The following is a 17968-nucleotide window of genomic DNA, read 5'->3' as shown; positions in this document are numbered from 1 at the left end:
TGTTTGCAGGCGCCATGCGGCCCGCAGTCGTTTAGTTTTTGAAGGGAAGTTCTTTTACTGCAAAGCGTTTGGCAGGAAGAGAGCAATGCTTGGAAAAGCGATAAGTAAGAAGGCCATCACCAACATGGTCAGACAGTATGGCAGCGCACCCAGCATGACCTCATTCAGGCTTCCAGATTTGCGCGCACCCTGCACGACGTAGAGGTTCAGACCAACGGGCGGCGTAATCAGCGCCATCTCGATCAGAACAATCATCAAGATACCAAACCAGACTACATCATACCCTTGGGCCACCACCAGCGGGACAATGATCGGTATGGTCACAACCATCAGCGACAGCGTTTCGATGAAGAACCCCAAGACGATGTAAAGCACTACAACGACAAGAATTGTCTTCAGCGGCGTAAGGCCAAGGCCCGTCATGAATTCTGTCAACTCGCGACCAAGCCCAGCTGAGGCCAGCGTGAAGTTGAGGAAGGACGCGCCGATAACGATCAACATGATCATGGATGTGATCTTGACCGTCCCAGTGAGGCTCTGCGTGAGCATCGACCACGACACACCTCCAAAGGCAAACGCGATGATGAGTGCCCCTGCGACGCCTACTGCGGCAGCCTCTGTTGGGGTCGCCCAGCCCGCATAGATTGAACCGACAATCAGCCCAAACAAGATCAGGATCGGAACCAGATCGATCAAAGCGCGTAGCATCTGCGGGAATGGGAAGGTGCGGCGTGTACCGCCCAGATCAGGCCGGATCAGGCAAATGATGACCGTGATCGCCATAAAGCCGATCGCTAGAGCAAGGCCCGGAATGAGACCCGCCAAGAACAGTTGCGGGATCGAGGACTGGGTCAGAAACCCATAGACGATCAGATTGATCGACGGTGGGATCATAATGCCCAAGGTGCCGCCAGCCGCGATTGCGCCCGAGAATAGTTTGGGGTCATAACCCAGCTTTTCCGCCTGCGGCATCGCCACCGTTGCCACTGTCGCGGCAGTCGCAACGGATGACCCAGACGTGGCCGAAAACATCGTCGCCGTTGCGACGTTGGCATGGACCAATCCGCCCGGTAGCCAAGATACCCAACGATCCAAAGCGGCGTAGGTTTTGGTTGCAACGCCGCTGCGCACGAGGATTTCGCCAAGAAGCACAAAGAACGGAATTGAGATCAGCGTGGCCGAGTTTGAAGATGACCAAACCATATTGCCAAGACCGCGGGTCAGCGGGAAGTTTGAGAAGAACGTATCAATCCCAAACCCCAATAGGAACAACACAATGCCGACAGGAATAGAGAGCGCGAGCAGGCCCAATAGCCCTACGGATACATATGCGATCATTGCAATGTCTCCTGCTCAGCAAACGCACCAACGAAATCTTCCATCTCTGCGTGGCGGCGTTTCAGTAAAAGGCTTAGCGCGGCAAGTGTCGTCAATGTCGTCATCACTGCGAACCAGACCCAACCTGCGAACCATGGGATCTGCACCCAGACAAGCGGTGTTTCAAGCGGCGTGTTTGCCCGTGATCCATTATTGATCGACCGCTCCAACACGGGCCACGCCTTAATCGCTATTGTAACGACGACGCCCGACATCACGATCATCGAAAAGACATCAAATAACGCGCGTTTAAAGCTATCTGCGCGACTACGTAAAAGATCAATTCGGACATGCCCCATCTCAAGTAATGTAAAGGACATGCCCCATGAGGTTGCGAGCGCCATCGCGTAGCCCGCGATCTCTTCAGTGCCACCAAAGGACGTACCGATCTGGCGCATGATGATGTCTGCCAGCACAAATCCTGCGCAAAGCAGTAAGCCGAAGCCAACAACAAGGGCGACCCCTTTGTTGATAATCCTCAGGCTATTTATCATTCTTAGTTCCATAACTCAGTACGTCCTTCGATCTGTCGATTAGTTGATTGTTACGCCAACAACTTTACCAACGCTGTCGTTCCAACGCTCCGCCCAATCACCGCCAGCACGCTCGGCCCACTCTGGCAAAACTTCGCTGGTCAGTATGTTACGTGCAGTGTCAAAGTCTGCGTCACTGACGTCAACAAGGGTCATAGAGCGCGCATCACCAGATGGGCATTCACCGTTTCCAGTGAGGCAAGCGATATCGTTAACCAATGCGTCTTGTGCACTGGCCCAAGCAGGGTCTTCAAACCCACTGACGACCTCACTTGAAATAAGGGCCTGCGTATCGGCATCCAAGCTGTTCCATTTGTCCAAGTTGATCGCTGTTACGACTGAATCCCAGCCCCCCAGTGGAATTGGCATAAGATGGGTCGACACTTCCCACCAGCCCGCACTGTAGCCAGATCCAGCACCTGTGACGGCACAGTCAACCGTGCCAGTTTGCAAGGCCCCAGGAACTTCACCAAACGAAACGCTGACGCTTTCAGCACCAAGAGCCTCCAGTAGTTTTGCAGTCATCCGGCCAGACGCACGGATCTTCAGATCCTTAAGGTCGGCAAGATTGGAAATCTCTGCGTTACAGAACACCACTTGCGGCGGGTATGGTGCAATTGCGAGGACGTGCGAGTTAAAACGATCACGGTAGATATCTGCCACCATAGGACGAGCCGCATCAACCATTGCACGGGCTTCATCGGCTGTCAGCGCGAGCAAAGGCACGTCCAAGCCTTCCAGCTCAGGCGCATCAGCGACGGCGTAATCTGCAACTGTCATTGCGACATCAAAAACGCCTTGACCAAGCAACGGATAAATATCGCCAAGACCGAGGCTCATAGCGTTGTGGGTTGTCAGCTCAACATTGATGCTTCCACCAGACGCTTCTGGCAAAGTGGTGCTCCAGAATGGTGCTTCATATTGATTGTGCAGCGGAAGGCTGGACCAACTGCCTACAACAGAAAGATCTTCAGCAATGGCAGGTGAAGCCAGTGCCGTTGTTGCGATGAGTAATGCGATTGTTTTTTTCACTTTCTTGGTTCTCCGTGTTGATTTAGTTTTTTGGTAGAATTGTCGTTTCAGCATCTTCAGCGACGTCTGAGATCAGCATGTGACCCGGTGAATGTGTTATGCAGATCGGTAATTTTGCATCGAGAAGGACATTCTGGGGCGTGACGCCACAAGCCCAGTAAACTGGGATTTCGCCCGCCTTAACTTCGACAGCATGGCCCCAATCCGGCTTGGATAGATCTTTGATGCCGATCTGCGCGGGGTCACCGACCGCGATTGGCGACCCATGCGCCTGAGTAAATTTGCTACTGATCGCTTTCGCTTGCGCAACTTGGTTCTCGGGGATCGGCCGCATTGTGACGACCATTTGCCCAGAAAACCGGCCCGCTGGTGCCAGATCAACGTTGGATCGATACATCGGCACATTGCGCCCCGTCTCGATATGTCTGACTGGAATTCCATTGCGCAAAAGTGCGTTTTCAAACGTGAACGAGCACCCAAGTGCGACAGTCACAAGATCATCTGACCAGACGTCCGACACGTTTGTAAATTCACCATTCAGCACCCCATCGCGAAAGATGCGGTATTTGGATACGTCGCTACGGATATCAATATCATGGCCGAGAGTTGGCAGGTTTGGGCAACCAGTGTCGCCCACACCGACGACAGGGCAAGGCTTTGGGTTTCGTTGACAGAACCGCAGAAAGTCCAATGCGTATTTTTCAGGGAGAATTGCGAGATTACATTGGAGCTTACCTGGCGCTAAACCAGCAGTATGACCATCATACAAACCCCTACGGATTGCCGCTCGAACCTGCTCAGCGGATGACGGTTTTAGGTCCGAATAAGCTATGGCTTTTGAGTTCATTGTTAACGTCCATGTGATGCTACAATATCTTCACATGAGATAATCCATCTATTCAAATTATCATTTTATATCAGAGGTGATAAATAAATTGGAACTACTTGGGGTACGTCGAGTCCCATTCTAACGCGATCGAACGAGCGATTTCCGCACTGTTTTCAACAAGAAAGCTACGCGGTTCGGACAGATACGAGGCTGTAAACTCCAAGGGCTGCGGTTGAAAGCCCGGGTCAAATTCGACGATCTGCTCAGACGCCAAAAAATCATTCGCAAGCGCTCTGGGGTAGGGTCCAACTGCGATTCCCGCCGCAATCATCTTTAAACTTGCAGATAAAGATGCTGACGCAAACACCCTCGCTTTCGGTCCAACTGTACGAGAAAGCTCCGAGATTAGTTCCCGATAAGGGCGCGTTTGACTTGAATAGGAAATGACAGGAATTTGGGCCATGTCGGTGATAGGATTAGTCGCTGCGCGGTACCAATGTAAGTCGAAGGACGGCAGGGATACGTTTTCCACGGTAAATTCAGACACAGGTCCCATTAGAAAGACCAGATCAAGCCTGCGATCAAGAAGCGCCGTACGCAAATTCAAGGAAATATCGACGGTGAGATCAACATTGACGCGCGGGTATTCCTTGCTGAACGCTTTGAGGAATTCAGGCAGCCAAGCCTGTGCGATTGTCTCTGAAGCACCAACCCGAAAAAGCCCTTCTGTCTCGGCTGGATTGGCGACCCGCTGCTTGATCTCTTCCTCTACAAAAAGCATCTGCTCTGCGTAGGACAGCAACAGCATCCCTTGTTTTGTCAGTACAAGGTCTCCACTTCCTCTCTCAAACAGAGTGACTCGAAGTTCTTGCTCAAGATTAGATATCCGAGTGGACACCGCAGGTTGCGAGAGATGCAGGCGATCTGCTGCTTTCCTAAAGCCACCGAGCCGAGCGACCCAAAGAAAGGTCCGGATTTGTTCAAAGGTCATTACACATTCGCAAAACATATCAAAAGGCACCCACATCTATAGAGAACGCCTTCTAAAAAAGATAGTACACCCAAAACCTATTGGATCTCATCTCACGCTGGCCACCCGCTCTAGTGCCTTTCCTAAAGTTGACATTCGTGTGCGTTGCTGTGCCGAGTAAAATCGGATCTGAGAGCCATTAGCTGCAATTTATGCTGAGTTCCGCTTCGCCCTGTTCGTTTTCTAACGCTCGGTACACTGTCATACGCGATACCCCTAGATCCCGGGCGATTTGGGCTTTGGTTACACCATCAGATGCTAGTCTGCGAATTTCGCCATCATCGACTCATTTCTGCCTCCCTTTGTAAACACCCTTGCCTTTGGCAGCATCAATCCCGGCACGTTGGCGATCGCGAACAAATTTAAGCTCCATGTCCGCGACCATACCAAGAACCGTGATAACCACACGACCCATATCGCCTGCGGTTGTTACGTCAGGTTCAAGCACTCGGAGCGAAGCACGCTTGGCGTCCAACTCATGCACGAGGTTCAGCACGTCGCGGGTAGATCGTCCCAGGTGATCCAGACGGTGCACGACCAGTTCATCACCTGCTCTCAAGAATTCCATAACCGTTTCAAGTTCGGTGCGATCATCGTGGGATACCCCTGACACAATCTCAGAACGGACAATTTCACATCCCGCGCCTTTCAACATGTCTATCTGGATACCGTGATCTTGGTTCGATGTACTGACACGGGCGTATCCGATACGAGGCATAGGTAACCTGTCACTTTAGGGTAGTTCTCTCCCTGATGCCGTAACAATACATATCGGACCACCCATTTGTGACACTTATAGGCGTCACATCTAAATGCCGCCTTTGGGTGTAGCCTATTGTTACAAAAAATATTGATACACTCGTCGTGTTTCTACTGCACTGGCATTGGCGGGTATTGGGAGCAATGGTAGCGCTATAATATTATCATTAAAGTCAATTACTTGAAGTTTTTTCCATGACAGATTCCACTACAAAAAAATCTCGTCTTGGAGATTAAATGTCAGATACCTAACAACGCAAATGGAGCCAGCTTTGGTGAACACCCTGCTTTCGCTTGGTGTCCGCGCTGTCTTTTGACCGATGGCCTCGAAGGCGGTGATCAATATCTCCGATTGTCATGGAGGATGATGCCGCGAACGTTTTGCCACACACATTGAAGGCATCTCACAACCCATTGTCTTGCATACAATGATCGACAGGCTGGCACATCTTTCGTATTTGGCGGCCGCAATGTCGCGCTGGCTTGCTGTGTGTGTGGGTCACTGTATGCAAGACAGCTCGGGCTACCGGATATGTCCGCTTCAACGGCGAAGAGCATTAGCAAAAACAATCGCGTTCAAGCGGCATCGAACACTACGATCCAATTTGAACGTGCGCTTGAAACTAGCCTAGCAGCTCGATGAAAAAAGAAGAACAAAAGCGAATTTCATGATTTTGCATTCGCGTTTGCCAACATATTGATGAAATCGCGCGACGGTGAACATGCTCCCATCGAAGTGTTCGCTAGCGCCGCGTTCCCTACACGTCCCAATCCGCGCAATATAACTTCCATGGATCGACCATGCCGTGCATCCCCCATTGCTGTTCAGCGGAAAACACACGGCCTCATGGCAGCACTATTGAAATGTCGCGTAAACTTGTTTTCGGTCAAGGGACTGCGACGAGGCATGTGGGGCAGGGACCCCACTTTTCAGGAGTTACGCGCAGACTTGGAACCGGAACAGAATGCGGAGCTGGACCGACTATTACTGAGGTTTCCAGCTAAATGGTATTAAAGGGACGGAAAGCAGACCTTCGCTGCAAATGCGAACCTTCTAACCTTTCGGCATTAAAAGGAGATTTAGTCTCTCCAAGAGATCAACAATGGTCCAGAATTATGAGCGTTCTAGCTTATGATTTCAGAATGAGTTAGCAAAAAAAGTAGTCGCTATTTTGGGCGAATACGCGACCACGTACGCTAAAGCAGTGTGTGACTACTGAAATGACTTGGCTTAATTATTCGTGCCTTTACGCGGTCCATTTGGCGATCGGTCAAATTTACGTCGCTCGCGCTCGCTCCAAGATATCGACACCCTGTTGCATGAAGAAATGCAGCATGTCGATGAACACCCAATTCTCTTTTAGCTTATCGCCCTCGCGCCTATAGATGTCGATCACGCGAAATTCGCACTCTTTGTCGTTAGGGGGCAACCCGAGGTAGCCGCCAGTGTTTCGTGCGGTGAAGTTGGGCCATCCAAAAAAACCGCTAAACGCGCCTTCGGCAATCCGCGCGATGTGTCCTGTACCTGATCGATCACTTAGTCCAGCGCGAAAAGGGCCAGAATGCTGTCGGGCATATCTTGCGATAGTAAATGTAGCGCCTATTCCTGTTGGTCCCCACCAAATCATATCATCGTGCCAGCTGCGGGCGAGCTCTTCCTCAAGCGGGAGCTCGCTTTGCCATTGGCCAAGATCGCTGATCATGAAATTCATCGCGTCCATAGTCTTTTGCCCGTCTACTGGATCTGCATCGGCAAATAGCAACGCATCGTGAGTCGTGGGGCCAGGCTGAACCAGTTGAGCGGCGCTTTGGTGCGGAAACGGATTTACGCCTGCTTGAGCCATGAAATGAGGGATATCAAAATAGAAGGCGGTTTCGGCGATCTTGCTTTCTTCGATCTTATGGAATTCGGCGTAACGCAACATGGTCATCTTGCCAGTGGGTTTGATGCCAAGCCAAGGGCTATCGAATAGCCCCATCAGGTGCCCCATTGAACACACCCATGTTGAGGCACCATCATCCATGAAATTTTGACCGGCAAAGAAAACATCCATACGACGTTGGCTATGTGTCAACGCCTGTTTGAACGGCTGCCAGAACAATTCTGACACGGTTTCGACGTCTGATTGTAAATGAAATGGATGGAACGCGCGCCACGTATAATCAGCTGTCGTGTGGGCATTCAAAACGTCGGTGATTCCTTGCCCTTCGGCTGCATCTAGGTCGGCATAGTACCCGAGAACTGTGTTTTTTTCTCGCTGAAAGTCGAGCATGATATTCCCTAAATATTATTGATATCAATATCTTATTCGTGGTACGTCGCATTTTTTGCATTCGTATGCAAAAATATCTTGCAGCAAAGGCTTTCTCAAGTCTATCTTTTTTGCATTCGTATGCAAAGCGACCGCTGGTCGTTCACTGGGGGACCGCATGGCCGAAATTCAATTGCGCAATCTATCCAAGCGGTGGGGCAGCTTTGTCGGCGTTGATGATTTCAATCTGACTATCGCTGATCAGGAATTTCTTGTGCTTCTTGGGCCGTCCGGCTGCGGTAAAACGACGACGATGCGTATGATTGCGGGTTTAGAAGATGTCACTAACGGCGACATTCTTATCGATGGGAAGCGCGTAAACGATCTGGATCCGAAGGACCGCGATGTGTCGATGGTGTTCCAATCATACGCGCTGTACCCGAATATGAATGTCTATGAGAACATCCGCTTCCCTTTGAAGGTCCGAAAAATTCCCGAAGCGGAACACGATGAGCGCGTGAGACGGGCTTCTGCGATGGTCGAGTTAGACGACTTTTTGCACCGAAAACCTGCTGAATTATCGGGTGGTCAACGACAACGCGTTGCACTGGCGCGCGCGATTGTACGCGAACCGAATGTGTTTTTGATGGATGAGCCGCTCTCCAATCTCGACGCAAAACTGCGGGTTTCGACACGTGCGCAAATCAAAAACCTGAGTCACGAACTCAAGGTTACGACGATCTATGTGACGCATGACCAGATTGAAGCCATGACATTGGCCGACCGCGTTGTTGTGATGAAGGGCGGGGTTGTTCAACAAGTCGGAAGCCCGACTGACATCTATGATCGCCCAGCGAATGCATTCGTCGCGAGCTTTATCGGATCACCAGCAATGAACTTGGTATCCGGCCGCGTTGAGGCCGGAAGTTTTACGGCAGGTGATCTGCACGTTTCAGGGATAGTTGCGAATGACGGTCTGTATCAACTTGGGTTTCGCGCTGAAGATGCCGAAATCGTTGAAACTGGCGGCGAAATTATCGCGCCCGTTTATTCAATGGAACTGTTGGGCGAAGCCACAATGATCACCATCCGCGTAAACGGAGATTTGGTGTCAGTGAAAGCCAGCAAAGAATACCGCGCCGAAATTGGCGACATCGTCAAAATTTCAATACCGACAGAGATTTGCCATCTGTTTGATGACGAAACAGGTGCGCGAATTGGGGGCTAATCCCCAACCGAAACCCCTGAACAACTGGGGGAAACCAAGGTGCGGACTTGCAAGGCGCAGCTTACATATAACAGGGAGAAACACATGTTTCTAAGATCGATTACATTTGCAGGGGCGGTTTCGCTCTTGGGAAGCACAGCTATGGCCGGTTGCGGCATTGAAGCTGGCAACATTAGTATCCTTTCGAATGACTTTCCGGCAATTCAGGCGGTAACAGCCGCTGCAGCAGAATGCGCTGATGACGGCATAAACGTCGAAGCAAATCTGACTCAAGATCACAAGGACATCATGGTTGCTGCTCTGACCGCCAACCCTGCGCAGTACTCATCTGTTGTTGTATCCAACTCGACCTTGGTCACACTTATGAATGACGGTTTGGTGCGTTCATTGGATGATCTAGTCGCGGAACACGGCGCGCATCTCAACAAGAGTCAAATGATCACTGTAAACGGTGAAGTCATGGCAGTGGCGTTTATGGCAAACGCACAGCACTTGTTCGCACGCACAGACGTTCTGGAAAAAGCGGGTGTTGAAGGCATTCCTGCGTCATATGAAGATGTGATTGCTGCGGCCGAGGCAATTCGCGCTTCTGGGCTAATGGAGCATCCCGTCGCTTTGAACACCAAAGCAGGTTGGAACCTCGCCGAAGAATTCGTCAACATGTACATGGGGACAGGCGCAGAATTTTTTAAGCCGGGCACTGCAGAAGCTGCCATCAATAACGCAGATGGCGTGGCCACACTGGAGATGTTGAAATCCTTGGTGGCTTATTCGAACCCAGACTACCTAACCTTTGACTCAAACGCGACACAAGCAGAGTGGGAAGCAGGCAACCTTGCTTTGGCGATTATGTGGGGCTCTCGGGGAGACGCGGTTCTGGACGCTGAAGGGTCGACAGAAATGGTGACGTCCAACACCGTTCTAACAGGCGCGCCAACATGGGGCAGGGGCGATCGCCCTGCATCTACACTTTGGTGGGATGGCATTGCGATTTCCGCAAACGTGTCTGACGCGGATGCTGAAGCAACCTTCATGGCAATGATGAACGGTATCACCACTGAAGTGGTCAAAGCCAACAACGACGCGGCTGTGTGGTTGATCGATGGCTATGAGGCAAGCCCTGCATCTGCAGGTGTAACAGCAACGGCTAACGGCGGTGCCGCGCCATATCCAATGCTGCCATTTATGGGCGCATTGCACACAGCGCTTGGCGCGGAAATTTCTGATTTCCTCCAAGGCTCTGAAAGCGCGGAGCAAGCATTGGCTGATGTTGAGGCGGCATATACCGCAGCAGCAAAAGAGCAAGGTTTCTTGCAGTAAATCCAATCGGGAAGGGGGGTTTTCCCCTTCCTTTTCGATCCTTATCAGGCAGTCCAATGAAAAACCGCACCTTCTTTTGGTTCATTCTACCATCGCTTTTTACGATGCTGCTTTTCATTGCGTTGCCAATCGTTTCCGTCTTTTTGCAATCTCTTCATATCGAACACGAAGCGGTGTTTGTTGAGGTGGAAAGCTGCGGACCGTTTGGCTGTAAGCAAGAGGTGCAAATCAATGTTGAAGCCACAGAAGTACTCAAGGCGGAGCGACCGCTTGGGCAGTTCAACGGATTTGGCACCTACACCGACCGCAATCATTTGGCTTTCATGGAAATAGGTCAAGCTTGGCAAGAGAGCGTTGGTCTAGGCGGATTTATTTCTAAGGCGATGAATTTGCCGTTCTACCGCGCCTTGGCATTCACGTTGACCTATACATTTGTGGTCACGCCGCTGGTTTTAGTCTTGGGGTTCTTCGTGGCGCTTGGCGTTAACAGCTTGCCCAAGCGCATCAAAGGTCCAACGATTTTCGTTTCTCTTTTACCGATGATTGTTACACCCTTGATTGGCTCTCTTATCCTGTTCTGGATGATCGATGCAGAAGGGATATTGGGTGCTACACTGCAACGAATGTTTGATGATCCGAACTTGTCGCTCAAAGCCTCGCCGAAGCTGACGTGGATCGTTTTAATGGTGTACGGGGTTTGGCACTCTGCTCCATTCGCCTTTATCGTTTTCTACGCGGGTTTGCAGACGGTTCCTGCCGACACGATGGAAGCCGCGATGATAGATGGCGCGTCGCGCTGGGAGCGCACGCGCTACGTTGTGTTGCCGCATTTGATGCCGCTGACGGTTTTCATCGCGCTTATCCAACTGATGGATAATTTCCGCGTATTTGAACCAATTGTAGGCTTTTCCGCGCAAGCAAGCGCAACCTCGTTGTCGTGGATTATCTACAATGATCTTGCGGGCGGGGTAGAGCAACGCTTTGGATCGGCCGGGGCAACGTCGGTTCTGACGATCATTGGCGTTGCGATCTTGTTAATCCCTGTTTTGATCCGCACGTGGCGTGACTTTAATAGGAAGGTGGTCTGATGTCTGACGTCGCTCATCGTAAATCGCCTTGGCTGAATTCGGTCATTTGGGGGCTGGTCTTCATCTGGATCTTGGCCGCAGGTTTCCCATTCTTGTGGACCCTTTGGGGCTCTTTCAAAGTGCAGGGGGATTTCTTTTCAAAGGCGGATTGGACCAATGCGCTGACGGGCGTGCGCACGCAGGTCGAAACTGGCGGAGCGTTTGCTGGCGCTGGATATTTCGGCGCATGGGTGAGCAATGAGTTTTGGCGCGCCGCGCTCAATACTGGCATTGTTGTCGTCTGCGTAGTTGTCATTTCCCTGACGCTTGGCACACTTGGTGGTTACGCGCTGGCACGTTCGGGCAAACGATACGCGTTTTACCTTTTGATGCTCGCGTTGGTGTTCCGCGCCATGCCCCATATCACCTTGGTGTCGGGATACTTGCTGCCTTTCTTTGAGTGGAACCTTTGGGGCCATCTCCCCACAGCGATCATCGTTATGGTTGCGATCAATCAACCCTTTACTCTTTGGATGTTGCACAGCTTCTTCCTGAACATTCCCAAAGATTTAGATGAAAGCGCCATGGTCGACGGATGTACGAGGTTCCAAGCCTTTCGCCACGTGATTGTGCCTGTCATGTGGCCCGGCGTGATCACCACGGGACTGTTTTCTTTCTTGCTGGCTTACAACGATTTTACTGTGACTGCGACGCTGTTGAGCCAAGCCAATCAAACGATGGTGCCCAAAATCGCCAGCTTCTTGGGGACGACCCAGACCGAAGGCAACGTCATGTTCGCCGTTGCCGCCGTTGTGTCCGCCACCGCGCCGCTCTTTGTACTGGTGCTTTTCTTCCAACGCCAGATTGTAAGTGGCCTAACCGCAGGAGCCGTCAAAGGATGAGTGGCGCAAGACCAGAACAGGCGACACTCAGTCGCGACACCGATATGGCCAAAACTGCTGAAACGCGCGCGGTGATCGAAGGTATGGTCGATGGGTTAAATGACCACCGTATTGCCGACATCGGTGAGTTTTTCAACGAAGGGTTTCGTTGGATGGGCAATACAGGGTGTGGCACCAAGATTGGACTGAAGGAATTCCAAAACAATTGGCAAAAACCATTCCAAGCGGCGTTTTCCGATAAGACCTGCGTCGACGAAGCACGTCTTTATATGGGGGAATGGGCTGCAGCCTTTGGCCGGCAAGAGGCCGTGCATTCCGGTGATTTTATGGGCGTACCTGCTTCAGGTAAGAAGATACAGATACGGTACATGGACTTTTGGAAAGTCGAAGACGGTAAAATCACTGACAATTGGGTGATGGTCGATTTTCCTCATGTGCTCGCGCAATTGGGCGTGGATGTTTTTAACGGTCAGGGCTGGGAAGCCTATGACCGAGGTGGAAAGACGCCGCCGACACCAAGGAACAAGTGATGGCAATAGAATACCTAAAACGCGGCAAACCTGATACGGAACGTGCGCAAGATGATGCAAAAACTAAAGCGATCGTTGAGACCGTTTTGAAAGAGATCGAAGACAATGGCGATGCAGCCGTGCGTGCCTTGTCGGAAAAATTCGATGGGTACTCGCCTGCATCATTTAAGTTATCCGAGAATGAAATTTCGACGCTGATTGCATCGTTAACAGAACGTGAATTGGCAGATATCAAGTTTGCTCAAGAACAGGTCCGCAATTTTGCTCAGGCGCAGCGTGATAGTATGCTGGATATCGAAATCGAAACCATGCCGGGCGTTATTTTGGGGCACAAGAACATTCCTGTGCAATCTGTCGGGTGTTACGTGCCGGGTGGCAAGTTTCCGATGGTTGCTTCTGCTCATATGTCGGTTGCGACGGCTTCGGTGGCAGGCGTGCCGCGTATCGTTGCGTGTACACCGCCGTTTCATGGTAAGCCAAATGCTGCTGTGATTGCAGCGATGCACTTAGGTGGCGCTCATGAGATTTATGTCATGGGCGGAATTCAAGCGGTTGGCGCGATGGCAATCGGTACTGAAACCATCGATCCTGTTCATATGTTGGTTGGACCGGGGAACGCATTTGTAGCAGAGGCGAAGCGACAGCTTTTTGGGCGTGTTGGGATCGACCTATTTGCCGGACCTACGGAAACGATGGTTATTGCTGATGATACGGTGGATGGTGAACTTTGTGCGACTGACCTGCTTGGACAAGCCGAACACGGCTATAATAGCCCTGCGGTCTTGTTGACCAATTCGCGCCTTCTTGCGGATGATACTTTGCGTGAAATAGATCGCTTACTTGGTATTCTGCCAACCGCTGATACAGCATCAGTCAGCTGGCGCGATTACGGTGAAGTGATCTTGTGCGAGACCTATGACGAAATGCTAGCCGTGGCCGATGATATAGCATCAGAGCACGTGCAAGTCATGACGGATCGGGACGATTGGTTTTTGGAAAAAATGACGTGCTATGGCGCGTTGTTTCTGGGTGCACGGACAAATGTGTCTAACGGGGACAAAGTGATTGGCACGAACCATACTTTGCCGACAAAAAAAGCAGGGCGCTATACGGGTGGGTTGTGGGTTGGCAAGTTTTTGAAAACCCATTCGTATCAAAGGATCACAACTGATGAGGCCGCAACTCTTATAGGCGAATATGGCAGCCGATTATGCATGCTTGAAGGGTTCATGGGCCACGCTGAGCAATGCAACATTCGGGTACGTCGTTACGGCGGGATCAATGTGCCTTACGGCACCGGAGCTCCTTACCGAGATGGATCTGAGTAAATGAACACGGCCCGCGCCAACAAATCACTTATTGCGCCATTGCTAACTGCGATGCGTGACTTTGATCGCGCTGCGGTGACAGATGCAGTGTCGGCGCTGTTGGACGAAGCGGCTATTATCCATATGTGCCATCCGTTTGGTGATCTAAAGGCCAATCAATTTTTTGAGACCTGCTTTGAGCCACTTGCAACGGCGATGCCGGATGTTGAACGACGCGACACTATTGTGCTCGCGGGACAAACAGATGTTGGGGCCGACTGGGTCGGGTGTTGTGGCTCCTACATCGGAACCTTCGTCGCCCCGTTTCTGTATATTCCGCCGACGGGGCATTTGGCCCACATGCGCTTTCACGAATTCTATCGGTTTGAAGGCCAGAAAATCGTCGAAGTGCAGGCGATTTGGGATATTCCTGAACTTATGATGCAGGCCAATGCATGGCCCATGGCACCGAGCCTTGGGCGCGAATGGCATATTCCCGGCCCGATCGAGCAGGACGGGCTGACGGACTTTAGCGATAAGACCCAACTAGCAGAGCAATCCATGCAGCATGTGTTGGACATGCTCTCGGCTTTGTCGCGCCATCCGTGCGAACCTGTTGAGGCGATGGAACTCGAAAAGTTCTGGCACCCAAAGATGACATGGTACGGCCCCGCGGGTATCGGCACCGCGCGCGGCATTCAGGGGTTTCGCGATTGGCATCAAATCCCGTTTCTCAACGCCATGCCCGATCGCGGGCAATATCCAGATGAGGTCAGTTTTCATTTCTTCGCCGAAGGGAATTATGTCGCTGTAACTGGATGGCCAGATATGGCCCAAACACTCAGCGGTTCGGGTTTGATGGGCATTGCGCCGACGGGGCAGAAGGTCACGTTACGGTCCTTAGATTTCTGGCGAATTGAAGGAAACAAAATCCGGGAAAACTGGGTCATGGTCGACCTTCTTGATTTATATCATCAGATTGGGGTCGATGTGTTTGCAAGACTGCTGGAATTCAATAAGGCTCGTGTTGGTATGGCATTTGGAGATCGGGTATGACGCTTCCGCAGACACCTTCGTTCAAATTAAATGGGAAACGCGCGCTTGTTGTTGGGGCCTCTTCCGGCATCGGCAAAGCCTGCGCTGTCGCCTTAGGGCAGGCCGGTGCAACTGTCACATTGGCTGCGCGTCGAGAGGAAAAATTGAACACGCTGCAGGTAGAGATTCAGGCGAGTGGGATCGAAGCCTCGACACTTGTGATGGACGTCGCGAACACCGTGCGCACACAAGAGCAGATCGCAACGAACGGTCCCTTCGATATCTTGTTAAACGCTTCTGGCCTTGCGCGACATACTCCCGCGCTTGGCACGCTGGCCTCTGATTTTGACGCGGTAAGCGACATCAATCTACGCGGTGCGTTTTTTGTGAGTCAGTCGGTCGCGCATGGGCTTGTTAAGGCTGGCAAATCGGGCAGCCTTATCACGATTTCCAGTCAAATGGCGCATGTCGGCGGTCAGGACAGAGCGGTCTATTCGGCGACCAAGCATGCGGTCGAGGGAATGACAAAATCGATGGCCATAGAGTGGGGCAAGCACAACATCCGTGTGAACACAATTTGCCCGACATTTATCCTAACTGATTTGACGCGTTCGACCTTTGATGATCCTGAAAAAAGGGCGTGGATTGAAAGCAAAATCAAACTTGGTCGCGTTGGCGAAGTCGAAGATATAATGGGGGCAGCGGTGTTTTTAGCGTCCGAGGCATCCGCAATGGTGACTGGCACGTCTTTGCTGGTCGATGGGGGTTGGACTGCAGATTAATGGCTGAACGTATTACATCATCCCAAGTCGCGCAAAAAGCGGGCGTAAGCCAATCTGCGGTCAGTCGCGTCTTTACGCCCGGAGCCTCAGTCAGCCGCGAAACCAAGTTAAAGGTTCGCGAAGCGGCGTTGGAACTGGGCTATCGCCCGAACGTCCTTGCACGGTCTTTGATCACCGGAAAAAGCCGCATGATCGGATTGGTCGTGGCCTACTTGGATAACTATTTCTATCCGGTCGCCTTGGAAAAGCTGTCCAACGCGCTGCAGGCTCAAGGGTATCATGTTTTGATCTTTATGGCCTCGAATGACAGTGGGTCCACGGATCAGGTCATCGGAGAACTGTTAGATTACCAAGTTGATGGAATTATTACCGCAAGCGTCGGATTTTCCAGCGATTTGACAGACCGTTGCGAGGCCGCAGGCGTACCTGTCGTCTTGTTTAACCGATCACAGAATTCTGCCAATCTGTCCGCTGTGACCTCGGATAACCATGCAGGGGGGCGATCAGTTGCCACATTTCTTGCGGCAGGTGGTCACCATCGCATCGCCTATATCGGCGGTTGGGAAGGCGCATCCACGCAACGCGACCGCGAAGCGGGATTCCGCGAAGGTTTAAACGCAGCGGGGCTTGAGCTCTGCGATCACGCCTTGGGTGAATTCACTGTCGATGGAGCGAAAGATGCGGCGCGCAAGATGTTTATACAAGAACACCGGCCTGACGCGGTTTTTGTAGCAACAGATCACATGGCGTTCGCTGTTATGGATGTTCTGCGCAGCGAGTTGGGTTTGCGCGTTCCACAGGATGTTAGTGTCGTGGGATACGATGACGTGCCGCCCGCATCGTTGGCGGCTTATGATCTGACAACTGTGCGCCAGCGGGCGAACGTCATGGTCGAGGAAACCGTTTCATTGATTATCGACAAAATAGACAATCCCGCATCGCAACCAAAGCACATCAAGATCGAAAGCCCCCTAATTGTACGAGGGTCGGCAAACATACCCAAAGGGTGGACCGCATGAAGGGTTTCTCGAACAAGTTCAAAGACTTTCCCGATTATATCGTTGGTATCACAAAAGAAATTTGGGAGGATCGCGGGCTTTCGACGCTCCATGAATACTATTCCAATGACATCCCTGTTCGCTCACCCGGCTCGATGGTGTGCGGAAACGAAAATGTCATAGCGGCGACAATGGCCACATTGGCAGAGTTTCCAGATCGCAGATTACTGGGTGAAGACGTGATTTGGTCCGGCACCCCCGAAGAGGGGATGTTGTCCTCGCACCGCATTCTTTCAACTGCGACCCATTTGGGGGATGGCGTTTACGGCAAAGCGACCGGTAAAAAATTGCGTTACCGGATAATCGCTGACTGCCATGCGGCCAACAATCAGATCAACGATGAATGGCTGATCCGCGACCAAGGCGCAATTGTGCGTCAGATGGGCTGGGATCCCAAGCAATACGCGATAGATCTCATTGAACGCGAGGGCGGCGCAGACAAATGCATCGCGCCCTTCCATCCTTCTATCGACAAAGCGGGGCCTTATACCGGTCGCGGCAATGACAATGAATGGGGTACAAAATATGCAGATGTTTTGAACCGCATCATGGGCGCTGACCTAAATGTAATTCCAAACGCGTATGACCGCGCAGTAACGGGTTACTATCCGGGCGGGCAGGAGCTGATTTCCACAGACGGAGTAGACAGTTTTTGGATTGGTTTGCGCTCTGCGTTTCCGCATGCAGAATTCAAGATCGAACACCAAATTGGGCGCGATGATCCAATGATGCCACCCCGTGCAGCAATCCGTTGGAGCTTAACAGGCAATCATGATGGCTGGGGTGTATTTGGCCCTCCAAGCGGGGCCGAGGTTCATGTCATGGGCGCAAGTCACGTGGAATTCGGACCATGGGGCATTCGCCGCGAATACACGTTGTTTGATGAGACCGCGATCTGGAAGCAAATCGTAATGAAGACAGGATAAG

Annotated in this window: 18 protein-coding genes; 10 read left to right on the top strand and 8 right to left on the bottom strand. The window is 51.7% G+C overall.

Going from position 1 to position 17968, the window contains the following annotated elements:
• Positions 1-54: 54 nt before the first annotated feature.
• From ABJN86_RS01860 to ABJN86_RS01825, 8 genes are all read right to left on the bottom strand, one after another.
• A complete protein-coding gene (locus ABJN86_RS01860) occupies positions 55-1338 on the bottom strand; it encodes a TRAP transporter large permease (protein WP_348364443.1) in 1284 nt (427 codons plus the stop codon).
• Positions 1335-1883, bottom strand: coding sequence for a TRAP transporter small permease (locus ABJN86_RS01855; RefSeq protein ID WP_348364445.1), 549 nt, complete (start codon positions 1881-1883; stop codon positions 1335-1337). Before ABJN86_RS01855 ends, ABJN86_RS01860 begins: the two co-directional genes overlap by 4 nt.
• A gap of 27 nt (positions 1884-1910) precedes the next feature.
• On the bottom strand, positions 1911-2942 hold the full coding sequence (locus tag ABJN86_RS01850) for a TRAP transporter substrate-binding protein (RefSeq protein ID WP_348364447.1): 1032 nt from the start codon (positions 2940-2942) through the stop codon (positions 1911-1913).
• Between the two features lie 22 nt (positions 2943-2964).
• Positions 2965-3789: a putative hydro-lyase gene (locus ABJN86_RS01845; RefSeq protein ID WP_348364449.1), complete on the bottom strand. Its 825-nt coding sequence runs from the start codon at positions 3787-3789 to the stop codon at positions 2965-2967.
• 94 nt (positions 3790-3883) lie between these two features.
• Positions 3884-4762, bottom strand: a complete 879-nt coding sequence (locus tag ABJN86_RS01840; protein WP_348364451.1) for a LysR family transcriptional regulator — start codon at positions 4760-4762, stop codon at positions 3884-3886.
• A 178-nt stretch (positions 4763-4940) separates the two neighbouring features.
• Positions 4941-5072, bottom strand: a complete 132-nt coding sequence (locus tag ABJN86_RS01835; protein ID WP_348364681.1) for a helix-turn-helix domain-containing protein — start codon at positions 5070-5072, stop codon at positions 4941-4943.
• Between the two features lie 15 nt (positions 5073-5087).
• Positions 5088-5519: a recombinase family protein gene (locus tag ABJN86_RS01830; RefSeq protein ID WP_348364453.1), complete on the bottom strand. Its 432-nt coding sequence runs from the start codon at positions 5517-5519 to the stop codon at positions 5088-5090.
• 1318 nt (positions 5520-6837) lie between these two features.
• A complete protein-coding gene (locus tag ABJN86_RS01825; RefSeq protein WP_348364455.1) occupies positions 6838-7833 on the bottom strand; it encodes an ester cyclase in 996 nt (331 codons plus the stop codon).
• A gap of 157 nt (positions 7834-7990) precedes the next feature.
• Between ABJN86_RS01825 and ABJN86_RS01820 the strand changes: the two genes are divergently transcribed.
• From ABJN86_RS01820 to ABJN86_RS01775, 10 genes are all read left to right on the top strand, one after another.
• Positions 7991-9040 (top strand): ABC transporter ATP-binding protein, encoded by a 1050-nt coding sequence (locus tag ABJN86_RS01820; RefSeq protein ID WP_348364457.1) that lies wholly within the window; start codon positions 7991-7993, stop codon positions 9038-9040.
• An 84-nt stretch (positions 9041-9124) separates the two neighbouring features.
• On the top strand, positions 9125-10360 hold the full coding sequence (locus ABJN86_RS01815) for an extracellular solute-binding protein (RefSeq protein ID WP_348364459.1): 1236 nt from the start codon (positions 9125-9127) through the stop codon (positions 10358-10360).
• A gap of 56 nt (positions 10361-10416) precedes the next feature.
• Entirely contained in the window at positions 10417-11448 is a 1032-nt protein-coding gene (locus ABJN86_RS01810) for a sugar ABC transporter permease (protein WP_348364461.1), read from the top strand.
• Positions 11448-12329 (top strand): carbohydrate ABC transporter permease, encoded by an 882-nt coding sequence (locus ABJN86_RS01805; RefSeq protein WP_348364463.1) that lies wholly within the window; start codon positions 11448-11450, stop codon positions 12327-12329. Before ABJN86_RS01810 ends, ABJN86_RS01805 begins: the two co-directional genes overlap by 1 nt.
• The gene (locus ABJN86_RS01800) at positions 12326-12859 is read left to right on the top strand and encodes an ester cyclase (RefSeq protein ID WP_348364465.1); all 534 of its coding nucleotides are present in this window, start codon (positions 12326-12328) and stop codon (positions 12857-12859) included. Before ABJN86_RS01805 ends, ABJN86_RS01800 begins: the two co-directional genes overlap by 4 nt.
• A complete protein-coding gene (gene hisD / locus ABJN86_RS01795; protein ID WP_348364467.1) occupies positions 12859-14187 on the top strand; it encodes a histidinol dehydrogenase in 1329 nt (442 codons plus the stop codon). The genes ABJN86_RS01800 and hisD overlap by 1 nt, the downstream gene beginning before the upstream one ends.
• The gene (locus ABJN86_RS01790) at positions 14188-15222 is read left to right on the top strand and encodes an ester cyclase (protein ID WP_348364468.1); all 1035 of its coding nucleotides are present in this window, start codon (positions 14188-14190) and stop codon (positions 15220-15222) included.
• The gene (locus ABJN86_RS01785) at positions 15219-15983 is read left to right on the top strand and encodes an SDR family oxidoreductase (protein ID WP_348364470.1); all 765 of its coding nucleotides are present in this window, start codon (positions 15219-15221) and stop codon (positions 15981-15983) included. Before ABJN86_RS01790 ends, ABJN86_RS01785 begins: the two co-directional genes overlap by 4 nt.
• Positions 15983-17002: a LacI family DNA-binding transcriptional regulator gene (locus tag ABJN86_RS01780; RefSeq protein WP_348364472.1), complete on the top strand. Its 1020-nt coding sequence runs from the start codon at positions 15983-15985 to the stop codon at positions 17000-17002. Before ABJN86_RS01785 ends, ABJN86_RS01780 begins: the two co-directional genes overlap by 1 nt.
• Positions 16999-17967, top strand: a complete 969-nt coding sequence (locus ABJN86_RS01775; protein WP_348364473.1) for an ester cyclase — start codon at positions 16999-17001, stop codon at positions 17965-17967. The genes ABJN86_RS01780 and ABJN86_RS01775 overlap by 4 nt, the downstream gene beginning before the upstream one ends.
• Position 17968: the final 1 nt, after the last annotated feature.

The organism is Litoreibacter sp. (genome assembly GCF_039974535.1).
Lineage (GTDB): Bacteria > Pseudomonadota > Alphaproteobacteria > Rhodobacterales > Rhodobacteraceae > Litoreibacter.
The sequence above is the reverse complement of the archived record's forward strand: the minus strand, read 5'-3'. Positions and strand labels throughout refer to the sequence as shown.

Excerpts from the sequence above, each read along its gene's own strand:
- ABJN86_RS01860 (WP_348364443.1), bottom strand. The coding sequence starts at position 1,338 with ATGATCGCATATGTATCCGTAGGGCTATTGGGCCTGCTCGCGCTCTCT.
- ABJN86_RS01855 (WP_348364445.1), bottom strand. The coding sequence starts at position 1,883 with ATGGAACTAAGAATGATAAATAGCCTGAGGATTATCAACAAAGGGGTC.
- ABJN86_RS01845 (WP_348364449.1), bottom strand. The coding sequence starts at position 3,789 with ATGAACTCAAAAGCCATAGCTTATTCGGACCTAAAACCGTCATCCGCT.
- ABJN86_RS01840 (WP_348364451.1), bottom strand. The coding sequence starts at position 4,762 with ATGACCTTTGAACAAATCCGGACCTTTCTTTGGGTCGCTCGGCTCGGT.
- ABJN86_RS01830 (WP_348364453.1), bottom strand. The coding sequence starts at position 5,519 with ATGCCTCGTATCGGATACGCCCGTGTCAGTACATCGAACCAAGATCAC.
- ABJN86_RS01825 (WP_348364455.1), bottom strand. The coding sequence starts at position 7,833 with ATGCTCGACTTTCAGCGAGAAAAAAACACAGTTCTCGGGTACTATGCC.
- ABJN86_RS01820 (WP_348364457.1), top strand. The coding sequence starts at position 7,991 with ATGGCCGAAATTCAATTGCGCAATCTATCCAAGCGGTGGGGCAGCTTT.
- ABJN86_RS01815 (WP_348364459.1), top strand. The coding sequence starts at position 9,125 with ATGTTTCTAAGATCGATTACATTTGCAGGGGCGGTTTCGCTCTTGGGA.
- ABJN86_RS01810 (WP_348364461.1), top strand. The coding sequence starts at position 10,417 with ATGAAAAACCGCACCTTCTTTTGGTTCATTCTACCATCGCTTTTTACG.
- ABJN86_RS01805 (WP_348364463.1), top strand. The coding sequence starts at position 11,448 with ATGTCTGACGTCGCTCATCGTAAATCGCCTTGGCTGAATTCGGTCATT.
- ABJN86_RS01800 (WP_348364465.1), top strand. The coding sequence starts at position 12,326 with ATGAGTGGCGCAAGACCAGAACAGGCGACACTCAGTCGCGACACCGAT.
- hisD (WP_348364467.1), top strand. The coding sequence starts at position 12,859 with ATGGCAATAGAATACCTAAAACGCGGCAAACCTGATACGGAACGTGCG.
- ABJN86_RS01790 (WP_348364468.1), top strand. The coding sequence starts at position 14,188 with ATGAACACGGCCCGCGCCAACAAATCACTTATTGCGCCATTGCTAACT.
- ABJN86_RS01785 (WP_348364470.1), top strand. The coding sequence starts at position 15,219 with ATGACGCTTCCGCAGACACCTTCGTTCAAATTAAATGGGAAACGCGCG.
- ABJN86_RS01780 (WP_348364472.1), top strand. The coding sequence starts at position 15,983 with ATGGCTGAACGTATTACATCATCCCAAGTCGCGCAAAAAGCGGGCGTA.
- ABJN86_RS01775 (WP_348364473.1), top strand. The coding sequence starts at position 16,999 with ATGAAGGGTTTCTCGAACAAGTTCAAAGACTTTCCCGATTATATCGTT.